General features: G+C 67.0%; 14 protein-coding genes. 9 read left to right on the top strand and 5 right to left on the bottom strand.

Translation table 11 applies throughout. The features are described from left to right. Position 1: 1 nt before the first annotated feature. Positions 2-6328 (bottom strand): HAMP domain-containing protein, encoded by a 6327-nt coding sequence (locus WKW79_RS26485; RefSeq protein WP_340338207.1) that lies wholly within the window; start codon positions 6326-6328, stop codon positions 2-4. 556 nt (positions 6329-6884) lie between these two features. On the opposite strand from WKW79_RS26485, the gene WKW79_RS26490 reads away from it, so the two are divergent. Genes WKW79_RS26490 through WKW79_RS26515 form a run of 6 tightly spaced genes read left to right on the top strand, consistent with a single transcriptional unit; the run spans position 6885 to position 12441 of the window. Then, the gene (locus WKW79_RS26490; protein WP_340338208.1) at positions 6885-7742 is read left to right on the top strand and encodes an STAS domain-containing protein; all 858 of its coding nucleotides are present in this window, start codon (positions 6885-6887) and stop codon (positions 7740-7742) included. 9 nt (positions 7743-7751) lie between these two features. Beyond that, on the top strand, positions 7752-8132 hold the full coding sequence (locus WKW79_RS26495) for an STAS domain-containing protein (RefSeq protein ID WP_340338209.1): 381 nt from the start codon (positions 7752-7754) through the stop codon (positions 8130-8132). Continuing rightward, positions 8116-8520: an anti-sigma regulatory factor gene (locus WKW79_RS26500; protein ID WP_340338210.1), complete on the top strand. Its 405-nt coding sequence runs from the start codon at positions 8116-8118 to the stop codon at positions 8518-8520. The genes WKW79_RS26495 and WKW79_RS26500 overlap by 17 nt, the downstream gene beginning before the upstream one ends. 8 nt (positions 8521-8528) lie before the next feature. After that, the gene (locus WKW79_RS26505; protein WP_340338211.1) at positions 8529-9551 is read left to right on the top strand and encodes a SpoIIE family protein phosphatase; all 1023 of its coding nucleotides are present in this window, start codon (positions 8529-8531) and stop codon (positions 9549-9551) included. Next, a complete protein-coding gene (locus tag WKW79_RS26510; RefSeq protein ID WP_340338212.1) occupies positions 9548-10444 on the top strand; it encodes a sensor histidine kinase in 897 nt (298 codons plus the stop codon). The genes WKW79_RS26505 and WKW79_RS26510 overlap by 4 nt, the downstream gene beginning before the upstream one ends. Then, entirely contained in the window at positions 10441-12441 is a 2001-nt protein-coding gene (locus WKW79_RS26515) for a response regulator (RefSeq protein WP_340338213.1), read from the top strand. Before WKW79_RS26510 ends, WKW79_RS26515 begins: the two co-directional genes overlap by 4 nt. On the opposite strand, the gene WKW79_RS26520 is transcribed toward WKW79_RS26515, so the two are convergent. Beyond that, positions 12436-12714: a hypothetical protein gene (locus WKW79_RS26520; RefSeq protein ID WP_340338214.1), complete on the bottom strand. Its 279-nt coding sequence runs from the start codon at positions 12712-12714 to the stop codon at positions 12436-12438. The two genes, WKW79_RS26515 and WKW79_RS26520, sit on opposite strands and share 6 nt — an antisense overlap. Positions 12715-12896: 182 nt before the next feature. Then, positions 12897-13094: a hypothetical protein gene (locus WKW79_RS26525; protein WP_340338215.1), complete on the bottom strand. Its 198-nt coding sequence runs from the start codon at positions 13092-13094 to the stop codon at positions 12897-12899. A gap of 168 nt (positions 13095-13262) precedes the next feature. On the opposite strand from WKW79_RS26525, the gene WKW79_RS26530 reads away from it, so the two are divergent. Then, entirely contained in the window at positions 13263-13931 is a 669-nt protein-coding gene (locus WKW79_RS26530) for a nitroreductase (protein ID WP_340338216.1), read from the top strand. A gap of 94 nt (positions 13932-14025) precedes the next feature. On the opposite strand, the gene WKW79_RS26535 is transcribed toward WKW79_RS26530, so the two are convergent. Beyond that, positions 14026-14847, bottom strand: a complete 822-nt coding sequence (locus tag WKW79_RS26535) for a crotonase/enoyl-CoA hydratase family protein (RefSeq protein ID WP_340338217.1) — start codon at positions 14845-14847, stop codon at positions 14026-14028. 133 nt (positions 14848-14980) lie between these two features. Here WKW79_RS26535 and WKW79_RS26540 point away from each other — a divergent pair, with 133 nt between their 5' ends. Together WKW79_RS26540 and WKW79_RS26545 are read left to right on the top strand one after the other, a co-directional pair. After that, on the top strand, positions 14981-16828 hold the full coding sequence (locus tag WKW79_RS26540) for a PhoX family protein (RefSeq protein ID WP_340338218.1): 1848 nt from the start codon (positions 14981-14983) through the stop codon (positions 16826-16828). Positions 16829-16843: 15 nt separating this feature from the next. Next, complete coding sequence (locus WKW79_RS26545; RefSeq protein ID WP_340338219.1) at positions 16844-17227, top strand: DUF488 domain-containing protein; 384 nt, start codon at positions 16844-16846, stop codon at positions 17225-17227. Between the two features lie 8 nt (positions 17228-17235). Here WKW79_RS26545 and WKW79_RS26550 read toward each other — a convergent pair whose 3' ends face one another. Continuing rightward, complete coding sequence (locus WKW79_RS26550) at positions 17236-17958, bottom strand: Crp/Fnr family transcriptional regulator (RefSeq protein WP_340338220.1); 723 nt, start codon at positions 17956-17958, stop codon at positions 17236-17238. Between the last annotated feature and the right edge of the window lie 33 nt (positions 17959-17991).

Genomic DNA, 17991 nt, shown 5'->3' on the forward strand with positions numbered 1-17991 from the left:
GCTACTTGCACAGCCAGCCTCGCAGCACCACCAGCAGGTGCGCCGTCTCCACCGGTTTCGACAGGTAGTCCCAGGCCCCGGCCTCGATGCACTTCTCGCGGTCACCCTTCATCGCCTTGGCCGTCACGGCGATCAGCGGCAGGTGCTTGCCGCTCGGCAGCTTGCGCAGCTCGCGCATGGTCTGCATGCCGTCCATCTCCGGCATCATGATGTCCATCAGCACCACGTCGATGTCGGGGTCGTCCTGCACCAGCTGGATGGCGTCGCGCCCGTTCTCGGCGGAGACGACCTCCATGCCCTGCTCTTCCAGCACGGTCGCCAGCGCGAAGATGTTGCGCACGTCGTCGTCGACGATCAGCGCCTTCTTGCCCGACAGGATGCGCGAGGCATCGTTGGCCGCCTCCACCGCGATGCGCTCCTGCTGCGTCATCGAGGCCACGCCGCGATGCAGCAGGAAGGCCGTCGCGTCGATCAGCCCTTCCAGCGTGTCCGCCGTGCGCAAGGTGGCGCCCTGCTGGCCGTAATCCCATGGCGATGCCGAGCCGCCCTCGGCCGCGCGATGCAACAGCACGGGCAACTGGCGGACTGCCGTGCGCGAGTCGATGTATTCGGCCAGGTCGTTCCGCCCGAAGCCCTTGAGCAGGCCGTCGGTCACGAGGCAGTCGACATCGCCCTTGGCCAGTTCGCCGCGCAGCGCATCGGCCGCCTCGACCACCACCGGCCGCAGCTCCCCGCTGCCCAGCGCCGCCAGGTACTGCTCGCGCACCGTCGATGGCTGCATGACGACGACCAGCTTCTTGGCGCTCGACTGCACGAAGGCATGCAGATGGCGCAACGCCACGTCCACCTCGTCGATCGATTGCAGCGGCTTGGCCAGGAAGCCGATGGCGCCGGAGTTCAGCGCGCGCTCGCGCGAGTCGTCCGTGGAGACCACGCAGATCGGGATGTGGCGCGTGCCCAGGTCGGCCTTCAGGCGTTCGAGGATGCGCAACCCTTGCATGTCCGGCAGGTGGATGTCGAGCGTGATGAGCGCGGGCCGGTAGTCGCGGATCAGGGCCAGCGAGCCCGCACCGGTCGGGCTCACCAGGCCCTTGAAGCCGCAGCGCCGGCCCGCCTGCAGCAGCATCTTCGAGAACGGCAGGTCGTTCTCCACGATGAGCAGCACCAGTTCGCCGGGCAGGATGTTCTCGCGGTCGTCATCGGCGATGTTGCTGGCAGCCAGGTCTGCCGGCTCATGCAAGGCGCTCAATTCCGACACCGCGGCGACCGTCGAGAGCGTGGACTGCAGCAGCCGCGGCCGCAGCTCTTCCTGCAGGTTGCGTTGCGCCAGCGCCGGGTCGCTCGCCGCGGTCCGGCCCGGCCGCAGGCTGCGTGACGGGCTGTAGCTCTGCGGCAGGTAGAGCGTGAAGGTGCTGCCTTCGGTCGGCACGCTGATCAGGCGGATCTCGCCGCCCAGCAGGCGAGCCAGTTCGCGGCTGATGGCCAGGCCCAGGCCCGTGCCGCCGTACTTGCGAGAGGTCGAGCCATCGGCCTGCTGGAAGGCCTCGAACACGATCTGTTGCTTGTCCGCCGAGATACCGATGCCGGTGTCGGACACGGAAAACGAGATCACGCTGCTGGCCCGGTTCAGCTCCTCGTTGTCACGCGACCAGCCGCTGTCCGCCGTCGTGATGGACAACGCGACCGAGCCCTGGTGGGTGAACTTGAAGGCATTCGACAGCAGGTTCTTCACGATCTGCTGCAGACGCTTGACATCAGTGACGATGGTCTCCGGCAGCATGCCGGCCGCACGGATGTCGAAGCCCACGTGCTTCGCCTCGGCCACGTGGCGGAAGCTGCGTTCCACCGAGCGTTGCAGGTCGTCGAGCCGCAGTTCGCTGACCTCCACCGCCACCGTGCCGGACTCGATCTTCGACAGGTCCAGGATGTCGTTGATGAGCATCAGCAGGTCGTTGCCCGAGAGGTGGATGGTCTTGGCGAACTCGACCTGCTTGGGCGTGAGGTTGCCACCGCCGTTCTTGTGCAACTGGTCCGAGAGGATCAGCAGGCTGTTGAGCGGCGTGCGCAACTCGTGTGACATGTTGGCGAGGAACTCGGACTTGTACTTGGAGGTGAGTGCGAGTTGCTCGGCCTTTTCTTCCAGCGCCTGGCGGGCCTGCTCGACCTCCTGGTTCTTGCGCTCGACTTCCTGGTTCTGGTGGACGAGCAGTCTTGCCTTTTCCTGCAGTTCCTCGTTGGTCTGCTGGAGTTCCTGCTGGCGGTTCTGCAGCTCCTCAGCGAGCGACTGCGACTGGGTCAACAGATGCTCCGTCCGCATGTTGGCCGAGATGGTGTTGATCACGATGCCGATGGACTCGGTAAGCTGGTCGAGGAAGGCCTGGTGCGAGGGGTTGAAGCGCTCCAGCGAGGCAAGCTCCATCACGCCACGCACCTCGCCCTCGAAGATGATGGGCAGCACGATCACGTCCATCGCCGCGCTTTCGCTGAGGCCCGTGGCCACGCGGAAGGCGGTACTCGGCACATTGGTCAGCAGGATCTTGGTCTTGTCGACGGCGCACTGGCCGACGAGGCCTTGGCCCAGTTCCAGTTCTTTCCCGTGGACGTTTTGGCCGCCCGAGGCATAGCTCGCGACCAGCTTCAGTTTGGTGGTGTTGCCGGTGCTGCCCAGCACGTAGAACTCGGCCTGCTGCGCACCGACGACGGGCGCAAGTTCCGACAAGATCAGCTGCCCGACCGTCAGCAGGTCCTTCTGGCCCTGCAGCATGCGGCTGAACTTGGCGAGGTTGGTCTTGAGCCAGTCCTGCTCGGTGTTCTTCTGGGTCGTGTCCTTGAGGTTGCGGATCATCTCGTTGATGGTGTCCTTCAGCGCGGCCACCTCGCCCTGCGCCTTCACGGTGATGGAGCGGGTCAAGTCGCCTTGCGTCACGGCGGTGGCCACTTCGGCGATGGCGCGCACCTGGGTCGTGAGATTGGCCGCGAGCTGGTTCACGTTCTCGGTCAGGCCCTTCCATGTGCCTGCGGCGCCGGGCACCTTGGCCTGGCCGCCGAGCTTGCCTTCGACGCCCACTTCGCGCGCCACGGTCGTCACCTGGTCGGCGAATGTGGCGAGCGTGTCGGTCATGCTGTTGATGGTCTCGGCCAGCGCGGCGATCTCGCCCTTCGCTTCCACGGTGAGCTTCTGCTTCAGGTCGCCAGTGGCCACGGCCGTCACCACCTTGGCGATGCCGCGCACCTGGCCGGTCAGGTTGCCGGCCATGAAGTTCACGTTCTCGGTCAGGTCCTTCCAGGTGCCCGAGACGTCGCGCACCTGCGCCTGTCCGCCGAGCCGCCCTTCGGTGCCCACCTCGCGCGCCACGCGCGTCACTTCCGCGGCGAAGGAGGAGAGCTGGTCCACCATCGTGTTGATCGTGGCCTTGAGTTCCAGGATCTCGCCCTTCACGTCCACCGTGATCTGCTTGGAGAGGTCGCCCGCGGCCACGGCCTTGGTCACGTCGGCGATGTTGCGCACCTGACTCGTGAGGTTGGATGCCATCAGGTTCACCGAGTCGGTCAGGTCCTTCCAGGTGCCGGCCACGCCCTGCACATCGGCCTGCCCGCCCAGAATGCCCTCCGTGCCCACTTCGAGGGCCACGCGGGTCACTTCGGCGGCGAAGGAACGCAGTTGATCCACCATCGTGTTGACGGTGTTCTTCAACTCGGAGATCTCGCCCTTCACGTCCACCGTGATCTTCTTGGAGAGGTCACCTGCGGCCACCGCCGTCGTCACTTCCGCGATATTGCGCACCTGGCTCGTGAGATTACCGGCCATGAAGTTCACCGACTCGGTCAAGTCCTTCCATGTGCCGGCCACGCCTTGCACGTCGGCCTGTCCGCCCAGGATGCCCTCGGTGCCCACTTCGCGCGCCACGCGCGTCACTTCGGCCGCAAAGGAACGCAACTGGTCCACCATCGTGTTCACCGTCGCCTTGAGCTCCAGGATCTCGCCCTTCACGTCGACGGTCACCTTCTTGGACAAGTCGCCCGCCGCCACGGCCTTGGTCACGTCCGCGATGTTGCGCACTTGCGAGGTGAGGTTCGATGCCATCGAGTTCACGGACTCGGTCAAGTCCTTCCACGTACCGGCCACACCCTGCACGTCGGCCTGCCCGCCCAGCTTGCCTTCGCTGCCCACTTCGCGCGCCACGCGCGTCACTTCGGCCGCGAAGGACGAGAGCTGGTCCACCATCGTGTTGATCGTGTTCTTGAGCTCCGAGATTTCGCCCTTCACCTCCACGGTGATCTTCTTGGTCAGGTCGCCCGCGGCCACGGCGGTCGTCACTTCCGCGATGTTGCGCACCTGGCTCGTCAAGTTGCCGGCCATGAAGTTCACCGACTCGGTCAAGTCCTTCCACGTGCCGGCCACGCCCTGCACGTCAGCCTGGCCGCCGAGCCGCCCTTCGGTGCCCACCTCGCGCGCCACCCGCGTCACTTCAGCCGCGAAGGAGCGCAACTGGTCCACCATCGTGTTGATCGTGGCCTTGAGTTCCAGGATCTCGCCCTTCACCGCCACGGTGATCTTCTTGGACAGGTCGCCTGCGGCCACGGCCTTGGTCACGTCCGCGATGTTGCGGACCTGCGAGGTCAGGTTGCCGGCCATCGAGTTCACGGAATCGGTCAAGTCCTTCCAGGTGCCCGACACACCCTCCACTTCCGCCTGCCCGCCCAGTCGCCCTTCGGTGCCCACCTCGCGCGCCACCCGCGTCACTTCCGCGGCGAAGGACGAGAGCTGGTCCACCATCGTGTTGACCGTCGCCTTCAGTTCCAGGATCTCCCCCTTCACATCCACCGTGATCTTCTTGGACAGGTCACCGGCCGCCACCGCCTTCGTCACGTCCGCGATGTTGCGCACTTGCGAGGTAAGGTTCGACGCCATCGAATTCACCGAGTCGGTCAGGTCCTTCCACGTCCCGGCCACGCCTTGCACATCGGCCTGCCCGCCCAGCTTGCCTTCGCTGCCCACTTCGCGCGCCACCCGCGTCACTTCCGCAGCAAAGGACCGCAACTGGTCCACCATCGTGTTGATCGTGTTCTTCAGCTCGGAGATCTCGCCCTTCACATCCACCGTGATCTTCTTGGAGAGGTCGCCCGCGGCCACGGCCGTCGTCACCTCCGCGATGTTGCGCACCTGACTCGTCAGGTTGCCCGCCATGAAGTTCACCGACTCGGTCAGGTCCTTCCACGTCCCGGCCACGCCCTGCACGTCGGCCTGCCCGCCAAGCTTGCCTTCCGTCCCCACCTCGCGCGCCACCCGCGTCACTTCGGCCGCGAAGGATCGAAGTTGGTCCACCATCGTGTTCACGGTGTTCTTCAGCTCCAGGATCTCGCCCTTCACGTCCACCGTGATCTTCTTGGACAGGTCCCCCGCCGCCACCGCCTTCGTCACGTCCGCGATGTTGCGCACTTGCGAGGTCAAGTTGCCCGCCATCGAGTTCACCGAGTCCGTCAAGTCCTTCCACGTCCCCGACACGCCTTCCACCCGCGCCTGCCCACCCAGCGAGCCTTCCGTCCCCACCTCGCGCGCCACCCGCGTCACTTCCGACGCAAAGGACCGAAGCTGGTCCACCATCGTGTTGATCGTGTTCTTCAACGTGAGGAACTCGCCCTTCACGTCCACGTCGATCTTCTTGGAGAGGTCGCCTTTCGCGACGGCGGTGGTCACGTCCGCGATGTTGCGAACCTGGTCGGTCAGGTTGCCGGCCATCGAGTTCACCGAGTCCGTCAAATCCTTCCACGTCCCGGCCACGCCCTTCACCTTGGCCTGCCCGCCTAGCTTGCCCTCGGTGCCCACCTCGCGCGCCACGCGCGTCACCTCGGCCGAGAAGTCGCCGAGTTGTTCCACCATCTTGTTGATCGTCTTGGCCGTGCGCAGGAACTCGCCTTCGAGTTCGCGGCCATCGACTTCCAGCGCCATGCTCTTGGACAGGTCGCCCTGTGCCACCGCGCCGATCACGCGAGCCACTTCAGTCGTCGGATGCACCAGGTCATCGATCAGCGCATTCACGCATTCGATCGACTGCCCCCAGAAGCCGCGTGTCTCGGACAGCACGGCGCGCTGCTTGAGCTTGCCTTCCTTGCCCACCACCTTGCGCAGGCGGATCAGCTCCGCGGCCAACGTGGCGTTCTGGTCGACCACGTCGTTGAACACTTCCGCGATGCGGCCGGTGATGCCGGTCCAGTGCATCGGCAGGCGCACCTTCGCGTCCCCGATGCGCAGTCTTGCGAGCGCATCCAGCAGCAGCTCGTATTCCTCCTGGGGCGCGGCCAATGGGAGCGTGTCGGGTGCATTCATGATCGATCTTCCAGTCGGTGGAGCAACACAATGTCGATGCCTGCACAAACACGCAGGCCATCAGGCTGGCACGACGCCGAACTGTGTTGCCCTCATCCCCATGGAAACATCGGCGGCCCGCAAACAACGAGGCACAAGCTCCCAGTGTTCCGCTTTCGGTACGCCGAACGCTCGTGTCCCCCTAGCCTTCGACGCCATCCGTGGCCAGTCCCGTTGCGCAATCCCCATCCGGCACGCACGCCTCGCCACGCGATGTTGCATGCGGACACATCCGCTGCATGTAGGAGAAATTCGCTCGTTCGCGTCCTCGTCCGGAACGGCGCGCACCGCATCGAAATCCGCCGCCTTTTTTCCCGGACGCGCGTCCGGCGCATCGTCTTTGGCCGCAGGCGGCCCCTGTCGGACAACACGCCGCCCAAGGCCCGGACAAGGGCTCGTCCCATGGACCGGACCTCGCCTGGCATAGGCGCAGAGTTGACTATCTGTCACACTTTCAGCGCTTTGCCCGAGGAGGGCTGGCGCGGCTCCCCAACACTTCACAGAAGAACGATGCGACATGACTCCTGACCACGCCACGATCGACGCCCTTCTCACCGACAAGCATGGCGAGCTCACCCGACGGTGGCTGGCCGACGTCGCCGCCTCATCGCCGATGGGCGCGAGTTCGGCCGATGCCACCCGCGAAGCGGAATCCCTGATGAACGGGCTGCGCTCGGGCTTCCAATCCGGCGCCGACCCCGCCCGGATGGAGCATTCCGGCTGGGGGTCGCTGCGCGTGGCACTCGAGGCCCTGTCGAAGTCGCGTGCGGCCCAAGGCGCCACGGCGGGCGAGACCAGCCACTTCGTGCTCGCGCTCAAGAAGCCCTTGTTCATCGCGCTGCAGGAGCGCCTGGCAGCCAGGGACCCGCAGCAGTTGTTCGACGCGATGCTGACCGTATCGACCCTGCTCGACCACATGGCCCAATGGACCGCCACCACCTACCAGGCCACGCGCGAAGACATCATCATGCGGCAGCAGCAGGAGCTGCTGGAACTGTCCACGCCGGTGGTCAAGCTGTGGGACGGCGTGCTGGCCGTGCCCATGATCGGCACGCTCGACAGCAGCCGCACGCAACTGGTCATGGAGTCGCTGCTGCAGCGCATCGTCGAGACCGGCTCCGAGATCGCGATCATCGACATCACCGGCGTACCGACGGTCGACACCCTCGTCGCGCAGCACCTGCTCAAGACCGTGACGGCGATCCGCCTCATGGGCGCCGACTGCATCATCAGCGGCGTGCGTCCCCAGATCGCGCAGACCATCGTTCACCTGGGCATCGACCTGCAGGGCATCGTCACCAAGGCATCGCTGGCCGACGCCCTGCTGCTCGCGCTGAAGAAGCTCGGCTACGTCGCAACCCGCGCCAAGGCCTGAGGCAAAGCGATGGAACGCATTCCCATTCTGAAGATGGGCAAGTGCCTGCTCGTCACCATCCAGGTCGATCTGCAGGACCAGGTGGCGATGAAGCTGCAGGACGACTTGTCCGCCACGATCGAGACGACCGGCGCTACCGGCGTGCTCATCGACATCTCCGCGCTGGAGATCGTCGACTCCTTCATCGGCCGCATGCTGGCCAGCATCTCGGGCATCGCCCGCGTGCTGGATGCCACCACGGTGGTGGTCGGCATGCAGCCCGCGGTGGCCATCACGCTGGTCGAACTCGGCTTGTCGCTCGAAGGCGTCCGCACCGCGCTGAACGTGGAACGCGGCATGGCCCTGCTGCGCATGCGCGACGGGGAAGGCGGCCATGACCTTGGCGACTGACGGCGCGATGCAACTGCGCACGGAGCATGACATCGTCATGAGCCGGCAGACGGTGCGCAAGCTGACGCAGGAGCTCAAGTTCTCGCTGGTCGACCAGACCAAGATGATCACCGCGGCCAGCGAACTCTCGCGAAACACCGTCGTGTACGGCGGCGGCGGCGAGATGCGCTGGAGCATCGTCAGCAACGGCGTGCGTGCCGGCCTGCGCCTGGCCTTCGAGGACAAGGGCCCCGGCATTCCCGACGTGGACCTGGCCCTGACCGACGGCTGGACCTCAGGCAGCGGCCTCGGCGTCGGGCTTTCGGGCAGCCGGCGCCTGGTCAACGAATTCGACCTTCGGACGGTGCCGGGCGAAGGCACCTGCGTCACCATCACGCGATGGAAATGAAGAGAGCCATGGCGCCGCACATCGCCATCCCGGTGATCGAGCCCAATCAGGTCGGCGAGGCGCGTCGCGCCGCGGCCCGCCTCACGTATGAGATGGGATTCGACGAGGTGACGAGCGGGCGCGCCGCGCTGGTGGTGACCGAGCTCGGCACCAATCTCGCCCGCCATGCCAAGGAAGGCGTGCTGCTGCTCGGAAGCGTGACGACCGGCGCAGGCAGGACGCTCGAAATCCTATCGCTGGACCTGGGCCCCGGCATCGCCGACCTGCGGCAATCGCTGGCCGACGGCCATTCGACCGGGGGCAGTCCCGGCACCGGACTGGGCGCGGTGCGCAGGCTGGCGAGCGACTTCCACATCTTCTCCGTGCCCGGCAGCGGCACCGCCATCGTCGCGCGAGTCCATGCGAAGCACGCGCCGCTGGTTGCCGCCACCAACGGCCACGCCTTCAGCGTGGGCGGCCTCTGCATTGCCGCGCCGGGCGAGACGGTTTGCGGCGACAGCTGGGCCGTTCGCCTGCACGGCAACAAGGCGCAAATCATGGTGGCCGACGGGCTGGGCCACGGACCGCAAGCGGCCGAGGCCTCGCAAGCCGCCCTGCACGTCTTCGAGACCGCGACCGGCGCGCCGCATGCCATCCTGGAGCGCGCGCACACGCTGATGCGTTCGACCCGCGGCGCCGCCGTCGCCATTGCAGAACTCGATGCCAACGCCGGGTCGCTGCTTTTCGCCGGCGCCGGCAACATCGCCGGGCGCCTGCTCTCCGGCGTGGACGACCGCTCGCTGCTGTCGCAGCACGGCACGCTCGGTGTGCAGATCCGCAAGCTCTCCGACGCGAGCTACCCCTGGCCGGACCATGCGATGGTGGTGCTGCACTCCGACGGCATCACCTCGCGCTGGAACATCGACGGCGCCCGCGGCGTGCTCCAGCAAGACCCGGTGCTGATCGCAGGATGGCTGCTGCGCAACAACCTGCGCGGCCGCGACGACGCGACCGTGGTCGTGATCAAGCGGGCGCGGGAGCAAGGCGCATGACCGGCGAAGTCCTGCCCTTGACGCAGACCGATCTCGCGGCCCTCGCCGCCGACCAGGCGCAGCAGATCGCCGCGCTGCAGGACGAACTCGAAGAGACCAATCGCGGCGTGCTCGCGCTCTATGCCGAGTTGGACACGCAGGCCCAGCAGTTGCGCCAGGCGACCGAACTCAAGAGCCGCTTCCTCGCCTACATGAGCCATGAGTTCCGCACGCCGCTGTCCACCTTCCGCAGCCTCGCGCGCCTGCTCCTCGACGAAGTCGACGGACCGCTGACGCCGGAGCAACGCAGGCAGGTGGAATTCATCCGCACCACCGCCACCGAGTTCTCCGACATGGTCGACGACCTGCTGGACCTGGCCAAGGTGGAGGCCGGCCGCATCGACATCTCGCCCGAATGGTTCGACATGCTCGACCTGTTCTCCGCCCTGCGCGGCATGTTCAAGCCGGTGCTGACCAATCCGGACGTCACGCTGATCTTCGAGGAGCCGCCGCAGTCCGTCGCGCTGTTCACCGACGACAAGAAGCTGTCGCAGATCCTGCGCAACTTCATCTCCAATGCGTTGAAGTTCACCGCCGCGGGCGAGGTCCGCGTGTCGGCCGCGATGGAGGCGGACGTCACCGTGACTTTCTCTGTCGCCGACACCGGCATCGGCATCTCGCCGGAGTTCCTGTCGTCGATCTTCCAGGATTTCGCACAGCTCGACTCGCCCGTGCAGAAGCGCCTGCGCGGCACCGGGCTTGGGCTCTCGCTGAGCAAGCGTCTTGCCGAACTGCTGGGCGGCAGCGTCGGCGTACGCAGCCAACTGGGACATGGCTCCACGTTTTTCATCACCCTGCCCCTGCGCCTTCCCGAATTGAAGAAGCCTGCGCCGGGGAACGGAACCCCGCCATGAGCGAAGAAAGCACACCGGAATTCCGGCCGATCGACCGGTCCCAGCATGAACTGCTGATCGTCGACGACGACCCGGCCAGCCGCTATGCCACGGCGCGCACCCTGCGCAACGCGGGCTTCCGCACGCGCGAAGCCGCCACCGGCGCCGAAGGCCTGCGCATGGCCGACGACAACATCTCGGCCATGGTGCTGGACGTGCACCTGCCCGACATCGATGGCTTCGAACTGTGCCGCCGCCTGCGCTCGCGCCCGCAGACCCATCGCCTGCCGGTGCTGCACCTGACCGCCGCCTACGTCACCGACGAGGACAAGGTGCGCGGGCTGGACTCCGGCGCCGACGCCTACCTCACCCATCCGGTGGAACCGGCCGTGCTGGTCGCGACCGTGCAGGCGCTGGTGCGCGCACGCGTCGCCGAGGACGCCATGCGCCGCAGCGAGACCAAGTTCCGCGCCATCTATTCCCACACGCTCACCGGCATCGGCCTGCTCGACGAGGAAGGCCGCCTGATCGACGCCAACGCCGCCCTGCTGACGCTGCTCGGGCGCAGCGCGGAAGAAGTGAACGGCCATGCGCTGAAGGAGTTCGTGCCGGCGGAGCTGGCATCGTCCGTCGACGAGTACATGCGCGGCACCGCCGAATCCCCGCAGCGCCGCGAGTTCCCCGCCCTGCGGCCCGACGGCAGCCTGGTGCACCTGGAATGGAGCGTGTCCCCGCACATCGAGCGCAAGGTCAACATGGCGGTGGCCATCGACATCTCCGAACGCGTGATGCTGGAGGAGCAGCGCCGGCAACTGTTGGACCGCGAGCGTGCGGCGCGTGCCGAGGCCGAGCAGATCAGCCGCATGAAGGACGACCTCATCGCGGTGCTCTCGCACGAACTGCGCGCCCCGCTCAACGTCATCATGGGCTGGGCACACCTGCTGCAGAAACGCGGCGCCAGCGAGGACATCCTGCGCGGCCTGCGCGCCATCGAAAGCAACGGCCGCATCCAGGCCAAGCTCATCACCGACCTGCTCGACATGTCGCGCCTGAACCTGGGCAAGCTGCCGCTGATCTTCGAGTCGATCGACCCGTCGGAAGTGGTGACCAACGTGATCGAGGCGATGCGCCCTGCCATCGACGAAAGCGCCCACGTGCTCAGGCTTGAACTCGCCCCGCCCTACCGGCCAATCTTCGCGGACCGGGCGCGGCTGCAGCAGATCCTCTGGAACCTGATCAGCAACGCCATCAAGTTCTCCCCGCGCGGCGGCGGTATCACGGTCGGCCTGGACGAGTCCGAGGAAGGCGTGACGCTCTACGTGGCGGACGAGGGCCAGGGCATCGAGCCCCGCTTCCTGCCGATGGTGTTCGACCGTTTCGCCCAGGGCGACGCCTCCAGCAACCGGCAGCGCGGCGGCCTGGGCCTCGGCCTGGCCATCGTCAAGCAACTCGTGGAGGCGCACGGCGGCAGCGTGAGCGTGGAGAGCGCGGGCGTCGACCAGGGCACGACCTTCCGCGTATGGCTGCCGGTCTCGGCGTCGGCGCCGCCCGGCGTGGCCGGCGGCGACGATGCGTCACCCGATCCACAGCCCGCCGAGATGGCCTCGCTGCACGGCGTCAACCTGCTGATCGTCGATGACGACGCCGAGTCCAACGCCATGCTCCAGATGATCCTGACCGACCGCGGCGGCCAGGTGCTGACCGCGCACAGCTGCGACGCCGCGCTGCAATTGCTCGAGACCATCACCCCCGACGTGCTGGTGAGCGACATCGGCATGCCTGGCAAGGACGGCTACACGCTGATCCGCGAAATCAGGAAGCGGGAAGAGGCCAGCGGGCAGCACATGCAAGCCATCGCCCTGACCGCCTTCGCACGCGATCGGGACCAGCGCCAGGCGCTGGAGGCCGGCTTCGACGCGCACTGCGCGAAGCCGTTGCAGCCGCTCAAGTTGCTGTGGCAGATCCAGCGCGTGCTCGGCCGGTCGCCTCAACAGAACACCGTGCCAGGTGCGCTATGAAACCCTGATCTGCTCCTCCAGCGCAAAATCGTCGCTGGACAGCAGCACCGGCTTGCGCGGCTCGGCCCGGTAACGTTTCAGCGCCCGGGTCCTGATCTCGGGCGCGTGGCTCACGAAGGCCTCGACCAGCGAGTCACCGCCCCCGGTCGCGCCGAAGTGATGGCGCAGAGGGTCTTCGCCGATCTCCGCGATGATGCGCGGCCCGTTGCCGCCCTCCGGATAGATCGCGAACTTCACCGCCGCCGTGTCGAAACAGTAGATCGCCTCGCTCATGTCTGTCTCCGAAACCTTTGAAGTGCGAGGACGTTAGTGTCCGCCAACGTCGGGATCAAAGGCGCGAAGTCAACTCTTGATGTGGGCGTATTCCTACGCAAACATTCGCAAGCGTTTGCATCCGGGATTGCGAGACTGCGGCCCAAGATCGGTGGCCGCGGCAAGAAGGGCTTACGCCTTCTTCAACGCACTGGAAACTTGCTCGCCATCACGCGCCCAATGGGCGTGATCTCGTAGACCGCGGCGGGCGGTTGCGTGTGGCCCGACAAGGTGCGAACAGGCTGTTCGATCTCACCCTTCACCAGCCCTGCCAGCATCAGCACACGCAACTTGTCGATGTCCTCCCCCGTCGTCAGGTAGATCGGGAGCTGGGCTTGCATGAGGCGCTGGAGCAATCGGAAGGACATCCCCCAAGTCTGCTGCACGATCGGTTGACTGCTGAAACAAGTTGATGCGGTGGTGGTGACATGGTGCACACCCGCGGCGTTTTTTGCAGCGCGTTGCGTTCCCGGCCGAGCCCACCGACATCGGCCAGAATCGGCCGCACCATGAATGTCCACGAAGCCGTCACCTCGCGCCGTTCCATCCGGTCCTTCCTCCCTGACCCTGTTCCTTCAGAGACCATCCGCAAGGTGCTCGCGCTCGCCGCGCGTGCGCCCTCGGGCGGCAACCTGCAACCCTGGCACATCGACGTGATTGCCGGCGAGCCGCTGGCCGCGCTCAAGGCCGAGATGCAGCAGCACCTGCGCAGCGGCGTGCAGGAAACACCTGCATACGACGTCTATCCGCCCGCCCTGGTCTCGCCGTGGCGCGACCGTCGTTTCCAGGTCGGCGAGGCCATGTACGCGCGCCTGGGCATCCCGCGCGAAGACAAGGCCGCGCGGCTGCGCTGGTTCGCCAACAACTTCGCCTTCTTCGGCGCACCGATGGCGCTGTTCTGCTCGATCGACCGCCGCATGGGCCCCCCACAGTGGTCGGACTGCGGCATGTACCTGCAGACCGTGATGCTGCTGCTGCGCGAGGAAGGCCTCGACAGCTGCCCGCAGGAATGCTGGGCCATCTACCCCGAGACCATCGGCCGCACGCTGCAACTGCCCCCCGAACGCATGCTGTTCACCGGCATGTCGATCGGCTGGGCCGACCCGGCGCATCCGGTCAACGAGCTCGTGACCGACCGGGCGCCCGACGACGAGATCGTGCGCTACATCGGGATTTGAAGTCTCATTCGGGGGCACCCGCGGAACCGGCTTTGCCGGGCCGCTGGGTGCGCCCCCTTGAGGGGGAGGCGCCGCAGGCGCTTCGGGGGTGGGTCTAATCAACAAAGCGGGGCGCCCGCTTCTCCATGTTGGCCCTGACCGCCTCGGCCTGGTTGGCGCTGCCGATCAACGCCTTCTGCTCGACCGACTCGGCCAGCAGCAAGGCGGCATCGTCCAGGTGCGTCGACGCGTTCAGCAGGCGCTTGCCGGCGCGGATCGCATGCGGGCTTTTCGACGCGATCTCGTGCGCCATCTGCAGTGCCTCGGCCAGCGGGTCGGCCGCCAGGCTCGTGGCGAAGCCGATGCGCAAGGCCTCCTCGCCGGAAAAGATCCGTCCGGTGTAGGTCAGCTCACGCACCACGTCCGCGCGCGCCAGTTCGCGCATCAGCACCATGCCGGCCATGTCGGGCACCAGGCCCCACTTGATCTCCATGACCGACATCTTCGTGTCCGGCGCGACGATGCGCACGTCCGCGCCCAGCGCCACCTGCAGGCCGCCGCCGAAGGCCACGCCGTGCACCGCGGCGATCACCGGCACCGGCACCTGACGCCACACCCAGGCCACCTGTTGCGCCGCATTGGCGATGCCATGGGTGCGCGCCACGAGGTCCGCGCCGGCCGCGCCCTCGCCCAGCACCTGGCTGCCCTCGGCTTGCTGCATGCGCGCGAAGGACTGCATGTCCAGCCCCGCGCAGAAGGCCTTGCCGCGCCCGGAAATGACCACGGCGCGCAGCGCAGGGTCGTCGCGCAACTTCTCGCCGGCCTCGATCAGCGCGTCGAACATCGCGGCATCGAGCGCATTCATCTTGTCGCTGCGCACGAGCTGCAGTTCGACCACGCCGTCCGGGTGGCGGGTCCATTCGATACGATCGTTCATTGATTGGCTCCTTTTCCCGAGTATCCGGCGCGGCACCGTCGACGGCGATGATGGCGCGTCGCAAGTGCGACGCTCGCATGCTGCAGGGACGACCGGAGACCATTGCGCTCGCCCTTTCCATCTGACGTTCACCATGACCTTCGACCGACGAGACCTGTTCAAGACCGGCGCAGCTGCCGCGGTGGTGGCGCTGCTCGGCGAGGGCTGCACCAGCGCCGCGCCCGTGCAAGGCGCCACGCTGGGGTTCACCGCCGTGCCCGCGTCGCTGGCCGATGCCGTGGCCGTGCCGCCCGAATACCAGCAGCAGGTGCTCTATCCCTGGGGCTCGCCGACTGGCATCGCCGGGTCCATGCCGGCCTTTGCGCCGGACGCGTCCAACAGCGCCGCCGACCAGGCCGTGCAGGCGGGCATGCACCATGACGGCATGCATTTCTTCGCGATGGGCCAGGACCGCGGCCTGCTCGTGATGAACCACGAATACACCGACGAGCAACTGTTGCACACCGACGGCGCAAGTCCCTGGACCGCCGACAAGACGCGCAAGTCCCTGCACGCGATGGGCGTCTCGGTCATCGAGGTCGAGCGCAGCTCCGGGGGCTGGCGCCAGGTGCTGCCGTCACGGTATGCGCGCCGCATCCACGGCAACACGCCGATGCGCATCGCCGGCCCGGCGGCCGGCACACCGCGCATGCGTACCGCTGCCAACCCGGCCGGCGACCAGGTGTTCGGCACCTTCGCCAACTGCGCCATGGGTGTCACGCCCTGGGGCACCTACCTCACCTGCGAGGAAAATTTCCATGCGTACTTCGGCGGCCCGAAGGAGGCGGCCGTGCGTGCCACCGAGGCGCAACGCCGCTATGGCACCGTGCCGGGTTCGTCGTGGTCCGAATACTGGCGCTTCGAGGAACGCTTCGACCTGACGAAGCATCCCAACGAGCCGCATCGCTTCGGCTGGGTCGTCGAGATCGATCCCTTCGATCCTGAATCGACGCCGGTCAAGCGCACCGCCCTCGGCCGCAAGCACCAGGAAAGCGCGACCTGCACGCTCACGAAGGACGGCCGCGTCGCGGTCTACATGGGCGACGACTCGGAGTTCGAATACATCTACAAGTTCGTGAGCCGCGACAAGGTCACGCCCGGCACCGACGCCGCCGCCCGGGCCGCCAATCGCGAAGTGCTCGACCACGGCACGCTGTACGTCGCTCGCTTCGACACCGGCGGCCGCGGGCGCTGGCTGGAACTGGTGCATGGCCGCAACGCCCTCGAAGCGCCGAACGGCTTTGCCGACCCCGCCGACGTGGTGGTGCATGCGCGCATGGCCGGCGACCTGGTCGGCGCCACGAAGATGGATCGCCCCGAATGGATCGCCGTCCATCCGCAGACCGGCGAGGTCTATGTCACCCTCACCGGCAACACCGACCGCGGCAAGGCGGGCAAACCTGCGGTCGACGCGGCGAACCCGCGCGCCAACAACCGCTTCGGCGGCATCCTCCGCTGGCGCGAGGACGGCGGCGATGCGGCCAGTGCCAGCTTTGCCTGGAACCATTTCGTGCTGGCCGGCGATCCGAAGCTGCCGGATGCGGGCGTGCGCTATCCGCGTCCGGACGACGACGCCTTCGGCAATCCCGACGGGCTGCACATCGACAGCGGCGGCCTGCTCTGGATCCAGACCGACATGGCGGGCCCGCGCATGGGCAAGGGCAGCCATGCCGCGCTCGGCAACAACACCATGCTCTGCGCCGACCCGGCCACGGGCCGCATCAAGCGCTTCCTGACCGGCCCCAGCGGCTGCGAGATCACCGGCTGCGTCGTGACGCCCGACCGCCGCACGCTGTTCGTCAACATCCAGCATCCCGGTGAAGTCCGCGTGAACGGCATGCCGAACAGCGCCTGGCCCGATGGCAAACTCCCCGGCAGCGCCCGCCCGCGCTCGGCCACGCTGGCGGTGCAGAGGCGAGACGGTGGCATCGTTGGAACCTAGCAAGAGACAAGCACCATGAGCATCCGAATCATCCGCCTCGGCACTGAACGCGCACCCGGTGAAGGCCTGCGCATCGGCACGGTCCGCCGTCCGCCGCGCGGCGTGCCCAAGACCGAATTCGCCAGCCGGAACTGGTACGACGTCTGGTACCCCAACCTTTCGCCTTCGGCGGAGACGATGAAGCTCGGCCAGGAGGCGCAGACTCCCGCGCAGTGGGCCGCTTTCACCCGCTACAAGCGCGAGATGGCCGAGGCCGACGCCAGCCGCAGCCTCGACCTGCTCGCGGCGCTGTCGCACCAGACCGCACTGGCGGTCGGCTGCTACTGCGAGGACGAATCGCGCTGCCACCGGTCGCTGCTGCGCGGCCTTTTGCAGGAGCGCGGCGCGTCCATCGACTGATCGGATCGCTACCCACCCGTCCCGCAACGCTCCAGCGCATCGATATCGAGGATGCCGATGCGACCGTAGCCCAGCGAGATCATCCCCGCCGCTTCCAGCGCCGTGAGCTCGCCCGAGAGCGTCTGCCGCGTCACGCCCAGCATCATCGCGAGCGCCTCCTGCGACAGCCTGACGTTGCGCCGCACCACTGGGGATTGCGTCGCATCACCGCGTGCCAGCGTGCAGAGGCGCCGCGCCACGCGTGCGCGCAGTCCACGCAAGGTCGCGTCCTCCATCAATTCATAGAGAAAGCGCACGCGCGCCGCCAGCAGGGCCGCGATCGCGTTGGCAAACACCACGTCCTGCATCAACCGCGCGAAAGCCTCGGGAGGCACCGTGAGCAGGTCGACCGGCGTGAGCGCGGTCGCGTCATGCGTGCGCGGCGAGCCGTCGATCAGCGAGATCTCGCCGAACCAGTTGCCAGGCTCGACCACGGACAGGATGGCCTCGCGACCGTCCTGCCGGAGGGTGGAGGCCTTGATCAAGCCGCGTGCCAGTCCGTACAAGCCACTGCCTGCGGCGCTCACCGGATCGCCCTGGCGGAACAGCATCGCGCCGCGTCGCCAATGGGTGAGTTCGGACGCATCCAGCAGGGCTTCCTGCTGCGCCAGGGGCATCCTCGCGAACCAGGGGTTGGCGCCCATCGTCTCTCGGTGCGCGACCGTGAGGCGTGGCGAGGTCGTCGAAGTCATGCGATACGGCTTTGGCAGCGATGGGGTTTACGA

The sequence above is a fragment of the Variovorax robiniae genome (genome assembly GCF_037889955.1).
GTDB classification, from domain to species: domain Bacteria; phylum Pseudomonadota; class Gammaproteobacteria; order Burkholderiales; family Burkholderiaceae_C; genus Variovorax; species Variovorax robiniae.